Source organism: Paenibacillus sp. FSL R10-2778 (assembly GCF_038593035.1).
Lineage (GTDB): Bacteria > Bacillota > Bacilli > Paenibacillales > Paenibacillaceae > Paenibacillus_AQ > Paenibacillus_AQ odorifer.
On the sequence record NZ_CP151956.1, the window covers coordinates 6,058,166 to 6,070,968 of the forward strand.

Sequence of the window (12,803 nt, forward strand, 5' to 3'; positions counted from 1 at the left end):
TGCTCTTCAACTGTTTCAGCCCATACGCCAAAGTTTATATACGAAGTAAGATAAATTATAAGGAGTGATTGGTGATGAGTAACGTAGAACATGAAGTAGAGAACGGAAGCAGCTTATTAAAAGGTATCTTTATTGGTAGCTTAATTGGTGCCGCAGCAGCCCTGCTATTTGCACCAAAGCCTGGTCGTGAAATGCGCAGTGATCTGTCAGATAAACTTTCTCAAGCTACAGACAAGACCAAAGAAGTTGCTGGTGCCGTAACTGACAAAACCAAAGCTATTGCGACAACCGTTGGCGAAAAAGCAACCGATTTGGCTAGTACGGTGTCAGATAAAGCTTCTGATATCTATACCACTGTCAGTGACAGCAAACAACAAATTGCCGCCACTCTTCAAGAGGCTGGAAGTAAAATTGGTGACACTGTAAGTGAAGCCTCAAGCAATGTAAGCTCGGATGTTAAAGACGCCTCTAAAGACGTAGCTGATGAAGCTAAAGCATCCTCTAAAGAGGTTGCCAATCAGGCTAAGGATGCGAAAGAGGATGTAAAATCCTCCTATAAATCCAATTACTAATCTGCGGCATCATACAGCTATCACTTTAACAAACAACAGCCAGCTGACCGCAGCTGGCTGTTGTTTAGTTACACCTTTATTCACATCAGCAGATACAACTAGACATTTAATTAATGCCCGTTCGGGCTATAGAAAGCAGGGATGGCGCATGGCAGATTCAAATAACCAAACAAAACCTTATGAAATTGATGAACATCCTTTCGAGTTGCGACATGAAGTGAAACGCTTAAACAGTCGTCTTGATAAGATCGCTCACTCACTGGAAAAATCAGAATTCAAAGACATTCTCGACAACTATTCAGATCCGAAAAAAAGAATCATCACAAACCTGATGGCCGGTATATCTCGGGGACTTGGACTATCTCTCGGAACATTTGTAGTCCTTGGTTTATTAGGCTACATTCTTAGTCTTTTTCTTAATGTTCCAGTAATCGGAGAGTATCTTGGCGAAATTAAAAAATACATTGATGCTAATAGCTAACCGCAAGACTATCAATCTATTCCCCAACTATCGACCGCTTCCCCCGCTTGTCCGTCTAATCCTCTAGGTTGGACGGACAAGCGGGGGAATAAGTCTACAACAGTATACAAATAAAGGACATGCGGGTCTCCAGTCAGCGGAGAGAGGCATGTCCTTATCGTCGAAAATGTATATTACCCATACAGGAACTCAATAGGAAGAGTTGGCCATAATCTGCTTTAACTTCTCAGTGGCCCGCTTCTGTATGCGTGAAACGCTCATCTGTGATACCCCCAGCTTCTGGGCGATCGCCCGCTGGGATTGTCCATCTTGGAACGCTAACAGCAGCACCTGCTGCTCCTGTTCCTTCAATTGACCTAGTGCTTGTTGCAAATCCATACGTTTCTCTACGGTCTCGTAATCATTTGCGTCAGAGCTGATCAGCTCGCCTAGTGTGGCTCCTGTCTCCTCTTGAGAAAGGGGCGAGTCTAGGGAGACGTAATGATAACATTCTCTGCCCGCCAGTACTTCTACAGTTTCTTCAACAGACAAATCAAGATAATGAGCAATCTCATCCACCGCAGGCGAACGTTCCAGCTTCACTGTTAGTTCGTCAATCGCGTGTTGAACAAGTGCTCCCTTTTCTTTAATCCGTCTAGGTACCTGTATGTACCAAGATTTATCACGTAGGAAATTCTTCATATGTCCAATCATGCTTTTCATCGCATAGGGCTCAAAAGGGATTCCAAGGCTAATATCATATTGCTGTAATAACCGGATGAGCGCCATTTGCCCGACCTGATATAAATCCTCATACAAGTCGGGGCGGTTGCGAGAAATTTTTCCAGCAGCCATTTTTACCATAGGCTCATATTTCTTAATCAGCACTGTTGCGCGTTCATTATCCTTAGTCTGCTGATATTCCCAAATTTGGGTGACTGCTTCATTCATGGACTCGGGGGGAGTCACCTTATCACTCATACCTTTTCCTCGCTAAAGTTAAGGTGCTTCTTCAAAGTTACTACCGTCCCTCTTCCGGCCTCACTTACGACGCTCACGTCATCCATCAACGCTTGCATTAAGTAGAACCCTAAACCGCCGACCTGAACGTCACTTAACTCTTTATCATGCAGTGTCATACGCTCACTGGACGAGTCTTCCAAACCGTCAAAGCTCTCCCCCTCGTCTTTGACTGTAATGGATAGGGCACTTTCACCCACCTCAAAGATTACATCCACCATTCCGTCTTGTTGTCCATAGGCGTACAATACTGAGTTGTTACACGCCTCTGATACAGCTACCTTCATATCTTCAATATCTTCGTAGGTGAAGCCCATTTTTGAAGCAATACCATATAAATTCAACCTAACAATATCCACATACTCTGCGCTAGCCGGCAGCTGAAGAATTACTTTTTGCACATCATCACTCATTCTTTGTTCTATCCTTTCCTAGTGGGAATTCTCTTGGGAGGCAAAAAACTTGGTAATACCAGTCATGTCAAACAGCTTCTGAATTTGGGGAGGAACATCCTCAACCATAAACTTAACGTCCATACCTTGTCTTGATTTCAGGATCGAAAGTAGAATACCAATACCCGTGCTATCGATGTATTTTAATTCTTTAAGATTTATTACTAAATCATGCTTCGTATCACCTACAAGCGGCTCCATTACCAAACGGAAATCGGAAGCCACGGATAGATCAAGTTCACCATTCAGGAAAACCGTACATACACTTTCTTTTGTCTCTGTCTTAGCGTGAAACTTATTACTTTTATGCGTGTTCATAGACGATCTCTCCTGATAAATATTTTCTATATTAATAACCTCATAGTCCTACCTTTGAAACAAATAACATTAAAATATAAACTAGTAAATATTGGGTTACGCCTGAAAAATAGAGGTATCTGTTTCAACCATCCGATTATCGCTGCTAGAATACCGAGAGATAATCTGCTTAATACTACTCATCTTAAGTGGCTTGCTGATATAGTCATCCATTCCTGAGGCTTTACAGCGATTCTGGATGCCATCCATGACATTCGCAGTCATTGCAATAATAATAGTCTTCTCAGCCGCCGGACCGCCTTCTCGACGGATTTGAGCGGTTGCCTCCAGGCCATCCATTACTGGCATTTGGAGATCCATAAAGATAAAATCATAGGGCTGCTTAAGCGCCATTTGCACAGCCTGTTTCCCGTCCTCAGCCATATCAGCTTCATAGCCGAGCTTATCTAGCATGCTAACCATCAGACGCTGATTGATAGGATGGTCATCTACAACAAGGATTCGGCTTCTGCTCTCCTGATTAAGAAGAAGATGAGGCGATTCCTCTTCTTGATAACCTCCTGTCAAATCTTCTCCAGGTACGGATGCTTGTATCGTAAAAATAAAGGTAGCTCCTTTTTGCTCCATGGATTCTACCCGTATTTCTCCGCCCATCATGCCTACAAGGGATTTACATATGGCTAAACCAAGCCCTGTCCCCCCGTATTTCCGTGTCATTGAAGAATCCAGCTGTGAGAACGGTTGGAACAATCGGTCGCATTTCTCTGGAGAAATACCAATCCCTGTATCCATGATCGTGAACTCGACTTCTACCTTGTTCCCAGATGTTTCTTTGATGGAAGCGACTAAATAGACACCGCCTTGATTCGTAAATTTAACTGCGTTAGCAATCAGATTAATTAATACTTGGCGTAAACGGGCCATATCTCCATATAAAAGTCTAGGCAACTTCTGATCGATAAAATAAGCGAGCTCCAGGTTCTTTTTTCCCGCTTCCACCGAAAAGAGGCTGAACACCTCTTGAATACATGTGCGAAGTTCGAACAGCTGCTCTTCGATTTCCATTTTACCGGATTCCATTTTGGTGAAATCAAGAATATCGTTTATAACCGTAATCAACGTGTCTGCACTTTTCCGAATGATCTCGGAATACTCCTTCTGCTCAGGAGCAAGGTCAGTCTCCATTAATAAATCAATCATACCCACTACGCCATTCATTGGTGTACGAATCTCATGACTCATCATAGCCAGAAATTCCGACTTCGCTTTGGAGGCGATCTCCGCCTCTTCCTTAGCCTTTACGAGCTCACTATTTATGATTTCCAGTTCTTTCGTCTTTTGCTGCAGCAGCATGGTCTGAGTCTGATGCTTCTTGCTCGTAATATACATCTCGACAAAACCTTGTATCTTAGACTTCAGAATTTGTGGAATGAAGGGCTTGACCATATAATCAATAGCCCCTGCAGAATAGCCCGCGAATAAATGCTCCGCTTCCTTACTATTCGCAGAGATAAAGATAATCGGAATTTCCTTTGTTTTTTCTCTGGCTTTAATCAACTTTGCGGTCTCGATCCCATCCATACCTGGCATCTGCACGTCCAGTACGATGACAGCAAAATCATACCTTAACAAACACCGCAGCGCTTCTTCGCCGGAGGTGGCTTTGACTAGCTCATAATGCTGGCTTTCAAGTACCGCCTCCAGCGCCAGCAGATTTTCAGGACGGTCATCTACTAGTAGTATATGAATTGGTTCTTGAAACCCCATAGGACCACCCTCCTTCATGCGTTATTTTATGTTACGGTATATTTTTTCTACTCTGTCCAAAGACTCATAACAATCGCTGTACTTCGTAAAGTGAATGGATTCTTTAGAGCCTAGAACAAGTATTCCAAAACGACTTAAACTTTCATGAAACAAGCCGTGAACATGATCCCGCAGCTCATCATTGAAATAGATCATCACATTGCGGCAGAAAATAACATTAAACTCATTAAAAGAAGTATCTGTAGCCAAGTTATGCTCAGCGAATATAATGTTTTTGCGTAAATATGGCTGTAAAATAACCGAGTTATACTTCGCTGTATAGTATTCAGAGAATGCCCGGGTACCTCCCGCCTCCAAATAATTCTTAGTGTATTGCTTCATTCTGCTAATATCATAGACGCCTTCCTTAGCCTGCTGTAAAGAACGCTCATTCATATCTGTGGCATAAATCCGAGCCTTATCGTAAAGCCCTTCTTCATGAAGCAGGATGGCCATAGAGTATACTTCTTCACCAGTGGAGCATCCAGCATGCCAGATACGAATATAGGGATAAGTCCTCAACAACGGAACTACCTTCTGGCGAAACGTTAAAAATAACCCCGGGTCCCTAAACATTTCGGTAACCGGAATGGAGAGACTATAGACAAATCGTTCAAAACAGGCACGATCATGCAGCACCTTTTCTTGCAGCGCGGATATGCTGTGTACATTCTCCGCATGCACATGATGCCAGATACGTCGCTTCAAAGAAGGCAACGCATAATTCCGGAAATCATATCCATATAAACGGTGTACTCCATCAAGGAGCAGCTCGATCTCAATTTGCTCCAACTCGTCACTTCCTACCATAACGGGCTGCTCCTCATATCCGTGTTCTATCGCTTTCATTGTTATCCCGACTCCCTTATTAACACACCGTAATTCTAGTCATGTTAGTTCTTAAAAAGGTATTACCCCAAATTTGAGTTTACGAATACAACCAGACACGCATTAACGAAAGAAGTTGACCTGTTGCGATCGGTTTCTTCATATAATCAGAAGCTCCCGCTTCAATACATTTGGCGCGATCCTCTTTCATTGCTTTGGCGGTAAGCGCAATAATAGGCAGTTTCTGATATTGCGGCATTTCACGGATTCGGCGCATAGCTTCATATCCGTCCATTTCCGGCATCATCATATCCATAAGCACGAGATCAAAATCTTCTTGCTCTACCAGCATTTCCAGCGCTTCACGTCCATTCTCCGCAAACTTCACTTCCATGTGGTATTCTTCCAGTACACTAGAGAGTGCAAAAACATTACGAATATCATCATCGACGAGCAGTATTTTCTTCCCTTCGAATAACTCTTCTTTGTTATGCAGCTTCTGCAAAATTTTACGTTTATCTTCCGGAAGATTGGCTTCTACCCGGTGCAAGAACAACGTTGTCTCATCCAGTAGTCGTTCCGGAGAACGAACATCCTTAATAATTATGGATTCAGCATACTTGCGGAGCTGTGTCTCCTCTTTGCTATCTAAATCCTTACCTGTATAAATAATAATAGGAAGATCATTTAATTCTTCATCATCACGAATCTGATCCAGCAATTCAAAGCCGTTCATATCCCCAAGCATAAGATCCAGAACCATACAATCATATCTCTGCTTGCGCAGCTCCATCAGTGCCTCATTGCCGGTTGATACCGCGGTGATAGCTACATCATCGTGACCGATCAATTCCATAATGGAACGACGTTGAATCTCATCGTCTTCAACAATCAGAAGGTACTTCACTGTGCTGGACGTATAGTTCTCAATTTGTGAGAAAGCCCGCTCCAATGCTTCTCTTGAAGATGGTTTTCTAAGATACGCCATAGCTCCCATCATTAATCCTTGCTTCACTTCATCGTTCACTGAGATAACATGAACAGGAATGTGACGGGTCTGAGATGCACTTTTCAGCTCTCTAAGGATGGTCCAGCCGTCCATTACAGGCAGCTGTATATCGAGAATGATCGCATCTGGCAAATAAGTTTTTGCCATCTGCAGTCCTATATCGCCTTGAAGCGCTACTAAACCTTTAAATCTGCGCCCACGAGCCATGTCTAACAAGATTTTCGCAAAGCTTTCATCATCTTCAATAATAAGCAGGACTTTGTCATTCGCCGTCAAATTGTCACGATCATCCTCAATTGTCAGTTGTGGAAGGGGTACGTTAACGGCTGCTGGCACTAAGGTTGGAAGCATGTCTCCAATATATTCATCATATGTGGAATCCTCTTTGGACACCGCAGCTTCTATTTCTGCACGTTGTTTACTGTAATTTGCCTTCACCGGCAAATATAAAGTGAAGGTACTGCCTTGTCCCTCACGGGATTCGAGCACAATAGCTCCACCCATTATACGAACCAATTCACGGCTGATCGACAATCCCAACCCCGTGCCTCCATATTTACGGCTGGTTGTTCCGTCTACTTGCTGGAAGGCTTCGAATACAATATCTGTTTTGTCAGCCGGAATACCAATGCCACTGTCCTTCACAGCAATAGCAATATATTCATTATCACTCGGCAGATTTAGTGGCAAGAGATTATTATCTGCCGGGCTAACTGAAAACTCGATAAAACCTTCGGTTGTAAATTTAAAGGCATTGGAAAGCAGGTTTCTTAAAACCTGCTTCAACCGGTGACTATCGGCAATTACGCTATCTGGCAGCGGCTCGTTAAAGGCTATCCGTAAGGAGAGTCCTTTTTTGATCGCCTGCGGAGCAAAATTCTGCTTCACAAAGCTTTTCAGCTCAGTCAGTTTAATTTCTTCATGATTCAGTTCCATTTTTCCTGCATCAACCTTGGATAGATCGAGAATTTCATCAATCATTTTAAGCAGGTCAGCACCTGACATGTAAATCGTATGGGCAAATTCAACCTGTTTCTCCGTTAGATTACCATCCTTGTTCTCAGTAAGCAGCTGAGACAAGATCAGCAGACTGTTAAGCGGCGTCCGCAATTCATGGGACATGTTCGCCATAAATTCCGATTTATATTTACTAGTCACGGATAATTGCATAGCCTGTTTCTCTAGCTGAACCTTAGCATGCTCAATTTCATCTTTTTTCTCCTCAACCTCCTGCACTTGCTCCTCTAGTGCACGAGTCTTGGCGACGAGTTCCGTATTGTAATGCTCCAGTTCCTCCTGCTGACGTTGCAGCAGTTCTTCTGAACGCTTAAGCGCGTCCGTCTGCTCTTCCAAGTTCTCATTAGAACGACGCAGTTCTTCTTGCTGAGTCTGCAGCTCCTCTGACTGACATTGCAGTTCTTCCGTAAGTGCTTGTGACTCACGCAGTAATTTCTCTACAATCAGACGACGACTAATATTATTGAAAATAATGCTTAAATTATTCGCAAGTTGTTGCAGCAAATCATTTTTCAGACTGCTAAATGGCTGGAATGAAGCGAATTCTACTACACCGAGCAGCTCGTCTTCAAAAATAAGCGGATGAATGGAAATATATCCTGGCTGTGAATCCACAAAGCCGGATTTCACGGAGATATAATCTTCAGGAGCCCGCTCCAATCTGATTGGGTGCATATCAAGCGCACTTTGACCTACAAGCCCTTCTCCAATCAAAAAACCTTCCTTTGGTTTCTTATCGTTATCTACTGCATAATAACCACTGCTTCGTAAAAAATCGGGACGATTAGCATCCTTCAAATACACAGCTCCAAACTGGGCTCCGAGCACAGGGGTGAACTCGTTGATAAAGGTCTGTGAGACCTGATCCAATGAGCTAACCCCCCGGAGAAGTTCTGTCACCTGAGCAACATTTGCATTCAGCCAGGATTGATCATTCTGTGCCTGTGCATAAGCCTGTTCCATTTGCTGTTTCTCTTCAAGATCTAACGCCATTTTCTTAAAGACAAGGGCAACCTCACCAATCTCATCTTTCGAAGTAACCTTTATGCGCCTTATGGCCCGAATTCTGCCGTTGCCAAAGCTGGTAATCATCATCGAAACGACATTAAGCCCCCGCGTAATGCTTGGAATGATCCATAGAACAACTCCAAGTCCAAGTAGCAGGCCCACAATCATCATCAAGATGACCATCTGAGTAGAGCTTTGATAGGCATCTTTAGCTTTTGCGCTCTCTTCATTCATAATAAAGGCATTATAATCAGAGAGACTGTTCAGAGCATTTAACACGGCATTCTGAATCGCTTGTCCCTCTGTGTTAGAATACGTGCTGGCATTCTGGAAATAACCAGCTGATAGCAGCTTCAATATTTTTTCCTGATAATTTAGATAGATCGTATAAGAATCATCAATTTGATTAACGATCTGCATCTCTTCAGCGCTAGTCATTGATTCTTTTATTTTGTCGTAGTGCTCATTCGCCTTAGCTATTTTTTTATCAATCTCTTTTTTTTGTGATTCTACCGTTGATGTATCCGCGCTTAACATGGTCGTCGTTAATATGCGCGCCATATCATTCACTTCTCCACGCATACCTGAAGAAGAGCGCCCCTTCATATATCTATCCTGGTAACCCTCAAGCTGACCATTCATATAATCCAAACGATCGTATCCAATCATAGTAAGTGCCAGCATAATCGCCAGCATCGCACTAAAACCAATTAAGAGTTTAGCCTTTATTTTCATCCTCATTCTGTTCCCTTCTTCAGTGAGATCCACACTATACATTTGTCATCGTCACGCTCTTTAGGAACATCAGCATTGAAAAAAGCAGCCCGTATAGTTTCTTCCTTCCATTCATGCTCAACATTTAAATGCTTAATCATAAACTTCAGCTGCTCTTCCTGTTCACCCTCAACCAGCTCCAGCAGACCATCTGTATAGAGAACCAAATGCCCTTCATCTTCGTAGGTCAAGCTCTGAGGCTGAATATCAATCCGTTCAAACAGGCCTACAGGGTGACAATTACTTTCCAGCAAGACCGGAGTCTTAGCTGCGCCCTCAAAAAATAGCGCAGGTGGATGCCCGGCGTTAACGTAGTCAATACGCTTTATACGAGTGTCGATCACAAGATAAATCGTCGTAAAATAATATTGAATCAGCTTTTTCTCAATATAAAGTTGGTTAAACCTTCGATTGAGTTCCTGAATTACCTTTTCCGGCTCTACATAGGTAGTTACCGTATCCTTTAATACTGACGCAAGGAACATGCAAAAAAGAGAGGACGATATACCGTGTCCCATAATGTCCAGGAGGATTACGCCATATCGGCCATCCCCAAGGGGATACCAGGCATATAAATCACCCGCCAATTCAGAGGAAGGCTGATAGATAGCATGCACCTCGAAATTCTCTTCCTGCAGGGGTAGGCTGAGTACAGCATTCTGCACGAGTGCAGCCAGTCTCAATTCCTCCTGAATCCGCTGATCCCGTTCCTTATGCCAATCTTTCTCACGTTTCAACCGCAGAGCAAGCCGAATCCGGGCCATTAGCTCCACTTTATTAATAGGTTTCGTAACATAATCTACTGCACCTGCATCCAGCGCTTCGGCCAATTTCTTAGAATCGCCTACAGCTGTAACCATTATTATTGGAATATCCTTAAGATGTTCGTATTGCTGCACAACACGACATGCTTCGATCCCATCCATTTCTGGCATCATCATATCCAGTAAAATCAGATCAATATCTGACATCCGGGGACGTCCATCTTCACTCCCCGAACCGATTCCAAGCCGTTCCAGCATCTCTTTGGCAGAGGATGCGGTTACGAAATTTCGGTAATCTTCTTTTTTCAGGATTTCACGGATAATGATAACATTAGTCGGATTGTCATCCACGATTAAGATTCTCATCATCTTCACCTCACACGAATAGTATTACGACCGTAAAATTCTGCAAACCTATTAACTATATCATACGCTATTTTACAGTGTTATTTCTATTTTCATAATATGTAAATATAGTCATAGGATCAATTTACGTATTCAGCAAAGTAACCTCCAGCCCCACTATACCTAGTGGTTCTGGAGGTTACTCTATTCTAAAGACAGCCTATGTTTATTAACCAATTTGCTCAAATATGAAACACATTAGGACGAAATACTATCAAATAAATCAATTCCTTCAAATTCACCCGCCAAATTTCGATATATTTTGAGTGCATTATTCCCTCTCAGGTATACATCCCCATCTTCGGCTATAAAATACGGTTTGCCCAAAGTATCTTGCAGATTATCTGTTAAAGGATCGATTTCTACGCCATCTACATATAAACCGAACTGCTGTGCTTGCGGAGGTGCAACATGCACATAAAGTACAACACCCTCGCCCACACCCACTGTCACATCTGCATAGTGGTACTCCACTGTCTCTAGCAATGAATCATTTGTCACCGCAAGCGGATTGCCTTTGGTCAGAAGCAGTTCTTCCTTTGTAGTGTATAAAGCGACACCTTGCAGAGAATCAAAGCGATTTATATATGGGCTGGATTCTGAAACATGTTCAAATGCGAGAACCGACTTAGGTTGTTCAATAAAAGTAGAGATAGGCACCAACTGTGGAGACGCATCAAAGTATGGGAAAAGAAGACCAAATAAAAGGATCATCATGTTCATGTTGTGTCCCACCTTTCTTATCTGCAGCCACCGATTACAGAAGCTTTACTATCTTATGCTTAATGACGAAATTTCTTCCAAAGAGTTGCAGCTACGTCTACACCTTTTAGCACTGTAGCTATTTTTCCCGGTGACTTCTCAGCATAAATGGCATCATAGGAGTTAACAGTACGTTCTTCAGCAGGAGTTAGCGGAGCTTCTTTTATAGAGACTTCCTTACTCTTCTCCTTCAGCTCACGCGATTTACGATATTTCTCGATCACTGTGACTGACACTTGTTTGACCGTTAAGGTCAGCTCATTCATGACATCACCCAGATTCTTGACAGAATCGATGACTGGGTCAATCTTCTGAATCTTATGCTGTACATCGGCAGTGATTTCATTTGCGTGTCTGACCGTCGTTTTCACTTCATAAGTAAGCTCATCCATCGTCTTCTGTACTTCCACCAAGGTTTGGCTGACTTTGTCGAGTGAATCCTTTGCCGACTTTAAAGTTTTAATTAAAAAGAAAACAAGTACTGCGAATGCAATTGCGACGAGTGCTACACTAAGTTCAATGATCATATTCATAACCCCTTCCATATCTCATAAATATCGGCTAATCAGCCTTGTATACTGCATAGTTACCCCTGGTCCCATAAGCCGAAACATCTTGTCGAGCGTTGTCAAGAGTCCCTCTTCCCTTTTGTTTCAAAATCAAAGCCCCCGTTTATACAATGACTACATTAATCAAAAAAGGATAGGTGATATGTAATGTTAAAATGGTCCGCAATACTACTTGTAGTCGCAGTAATCGCCGGAATCTTTGGTTTCTTCAACCTAGTAGCTGCCGCTGCTGGTCTTGCTAAGATCCTGTTCTTCGTCTTCCTGGTTCTGTTTGTAATTTCTCTCTTCACGGGACGCAGAGGTAGATCAATGTAGCCCCTCATTTCAATGGTGTGACTTTCGTATCCCTCCCATATCTATCCATATATCTTATTCATCATGCAGAAAGTATAGGTCATTCCTGCACGGATGTCACTTGAGAAAATAAGAAATGTTGAATGGGTGGTTCATCACGCATCAATTACGTTTACTAGCTTATTAACAAACAGCGCTTTTGGAAAAAAATACATCCAACCCCCACAGGAGGAACCAAACATGAAAAAAATCGCCAGCCTTACAGTAGCCTTAGGACTTATGGCTTCCATTGCCGCTACAGCTTCAGCAGCTGAAGTAACAGAAACTACTACGGCTCCTACAAACGTTACTGGAAGCACTTACAGCAATTCTTTTGAAACCATTATTACTCCAGCGGATATGAGTCCAGCTACACCGCAAATAGTGCTGACTGAGAAAACACCTTTCTACTTTTCAGTCGGAGGTATAATTCCAGCAGGCTGGCTTGGCGTTCAGACTCTTGATACAACTGGTGAAGTCATTTCGGATACTTGGGGTAATGAATGGAGAGAAATTTACACTTGGCTAGGAAAAGCATGGGTTAAGGTTCCTGTATCAGCCAATGTCATTTTGCCTTAATTAATCAATAAGCGAAGAAGGGGTGTCCCAAGAGCCACGAAAATGGCCGATGGTACTGCCCTTTTTTTATGTGGAGAGTACATATTCCGAACAGATAAACAAGAAGAGCTACCCCTTCAGTAGAGAA

Annotated in this window: 13 protein-coding genes; 4 read left to right on the forward strand and 9 right to left on the reverse strand. The window is 42.8% G+C overall.

What is annotated here, in order from left to right; all coding sequences use genetic code 11:
* Positions 1 to 74 precede the first annotated feature (74 nt).
* Complete coding sequence (locus NST40_RS27145; protein ID WP_076128671.1) at positions 75 to 572, forward strand: YtxH domain-containing protein; 498 nt, start codon at positions 75 to 77, stop codon at positions 570 to 572.
* Between the two features lie 148 nt (positions 573 to 720).
* Positions 721 to 1,053 (forward strand): DUF5665 domain-containing protein, encoded by a 333-nt coding sequence (locus NST40_RS27150; protein ID WP_036680215.1) that lies wholly within the window; start codon positions 721 to 723, stop codon positions 1,051 to 1,053.
* 189 nt (positions 1,054 to 1,242) lie between these two features.
* On the opposite strand, the gene NST40_RS27155 is transcribed toward NST40_RS27150, so the two are convergent.
* The 9 genes from NST40_RS27155 to NST40_RS27195 form a co-directional block, all read right to left on the reverse strand.
* Positions 1,243 to 2,013, reverse strand: coding sequence for a sigma-70 family RNA polymerase sigma factor (locus NST40_RS27155; protein ID WP_076128673.1), 771 nt, complete (start codon positions 2,011 to 2,013; stop codon positions 1,243 to 1,245).
* Positions 2,010 to 2,465, reverse strand: coding sequence for an anti-sigma B factor RsbW (rsbW, locus tag NST40_RS27160; RefSeq protein WP_036680217.1), 456 nt, complete (start codon positions 2,463 to 2,465; stop codon positions 2,010 to 2,012). The genes NST40_RS27155 and rsbW overlap by 4 nt, the downstream gene beginning before the upstream one ends.
* Positions 2,466 to 2,483: 18 nt before the next feature.
* Positions 2,484 to 2,822 (reverse strand): STAS domain-containing protein, encoded by a 339-nt coding sequence (locus NST40_RS27165; RefSeq protein ID WP_076128675.1) that lies wholly within the window; start codon positions 2,820 to 2,822, stop codon positions 2,484 to 2,486.
* 96 nt (positions 2,823 to 2,918) lie between these two features.
* Entirely contained in the window at positions 2,919 to 4,589 is a 1,671-nt protein-coding gene (locus NST40_RS27170) for a response regulator (RefSeq protein ID WP_076128677.1), read from the reverse strand.
* 21 nt (positions 4,590 to 4,610) lie between these two features.
* Positions 4,611 to 5,477 (reverse strand): protein-glutamate O-methyltransferase CheR, encoded by an 867-nt coding sequence (locus NST40_RS27175; protein WP_051491113.1) that lies wholly within the window; start codon positions 5,475 to 5,477, stop codon positions 4,611 to 4,613.
* 79 nt (positions 5,478 to 5,556) lie between these two features.
* A complete protein-coding gene (locus NST40_RS27180) occupies positions 5,557 to 9,225 on the reverse strand; it encodes a response regulator (RefSeq protein WP_076128810.1) in 3,669 nt (1,222 codons plus the stop codon).
* A 2-nt stretch (positions 9,226 to 9,227) separates the two neighbouring features.
* On the reverse strand, positions 9,228 to 10,394 hold the full coding sequence (locus NST40_RS27185; RefSeq protein WP_076128679.1) for a fused response regulator/phosphatase: 1,167 nt from the start codon (positions 10,392 to 10,394) through the stop codon (positions 9,228 to 9,230).
* 237 nt (positions 10,395 to 10,631) lie between these two features.
* A complete protein-coding gene (locus tag NST40_RS27190) occupies positions 10,632 to 11,156 on the reverse strand; it encodes a hypothetical protein (protein ID WP_076277152.1) in 525 nt (174 codons plus the stop codon).
* Positions 11,157 to 11,215: 59 nt separating this feature from the next.
* Complete coding sequence (locus NST40_RS27195) at positions 11,216 to 11,722, reverse strand: DUF948 domain-containing protein (RefSeq protein ID WP_036680224.1); 507 nt, start codon at positions 11,720 to 11,722, stop codon at positions 11,216 to 11,218.
* 189 nt (positions 11,723 to 11,911) lie between these two features.
* Between NST40_RS27195 and NST40_RS27200 the strand changes: the two genes are divergently transcribed.
* Positions 11,912 to 12,079 carry a DUF1328 domain-containing protein gene (locus tag NST40_RS27200; protein WP_036680225.1) on the forward strand — a complete coding sequence of 56 codons (168 nt, stop codon included), beginning with the start codon at positions 11,912 to 11,914 and terminating at the stop codon, positions 12,077 to 12,079.
* Between the two features lie 219 nt (positions 12,080 to 12,298).
* Entirely contained in the window at positions 12,299 to 12,676 is a 378-nt protein-coding gene (locus tag NST40_RS27205) for a hypothetical protein (protein ID WP_076220907.1), read from the forward strand.
* Positions 12,677 to 12,803: the final 127 nt, after the last annotated feature.

Bases quoted from the DNA above. Each gene is read 5' to 3' on its own strand.
- NST40_RS27145 (WP_076128671.1), top strand. From the start codon at position 75: ATGAGTAACGTAGAACATGAAGTAGAGAACGGAAGCAGCTTATTAAAA.
- NST40_RS27150 (WP_036680215.1), top strand. From the start codon at position 721: ATGGCAGATTCAAATAACCAAACAAAACCTTATGAAATTGATGAACAT.
- NST40_RS27155 (WP_076128673.1), bottom strand. From the start codon at position 2,013: ATGAGTGATAAGGTGACTCCCCCCGAGTCCATGAATGAAGCAGTCACC.
- rsbW (WP_036680217.1), bottom strand. From the start codon at position 2,465: ATGAGTGATGATGTGCAAAAAGTAATTCTTCAGCTGCCGGCTAGCGCA.
- NST40_RS27165 (WP_076128675.1), bottom strand. From the start codon at position 2,822: ATGAACACGCATAAAAGTAATAAGTTTCACGCTAAGACAGAGACAAAA.
- NST40_RS27170 (WP_076128677.1), bottom strand. From the start codon at position 4,589: ATGGGGTTTCAAGAACCAATTCATATACTACTAGTAGATGACCGTCCT.
- NST40_RS27175 (WP_051491113.1), bottom strand. From the start codon at position 5,477: ATGAAAGCGATAGAACACGGATATGAGGAGCAGCCCGTTATGGTAGGA.
- NST40_RS27180 (WP_076128810.1), bottom strand. From the start codon at position 9,225: ATGAAAATAAAGGCTAAACTCTTAATTGGTTTTAGTGCGATGCTGGCG.
- NST40_RS27185 (WP_076128679.1), bottom strand. From the start codon at position 10,394: ATGAGAATCTTAATCGTGGATGACAATCCGACTAATGTTATCATTATC.
- NST40_RS27190 (WP_076277152.1), bottom strand. From the start codon at position 11,156: ATGAACATGATGATCCTTTTATTTGGTCTTCTTTTCCCATACTTTGAT.
- NST40_RS27195 (WP_036680224.1), bottom strand. From the start codon at position 11,722: ATGATCATTGAACTTAGTGTAGCACTCGTCGCAATTGCATTCGCAGTA.
- NST40_RS27200 (WP_036680225.1), top strand. From the start codon at position 11,912: ATGTTAAAATGGTCCGCAATACTACTTGTAGTCGCAGTAATCGCCGGA.
- NST40_RS27205 (WP_076220907.1), top strand. From the start codon at position 12,299: ATGAAAAAAATCGCCAGCCTTACAGTAGCCTTAGGACTTATGGCTTCC.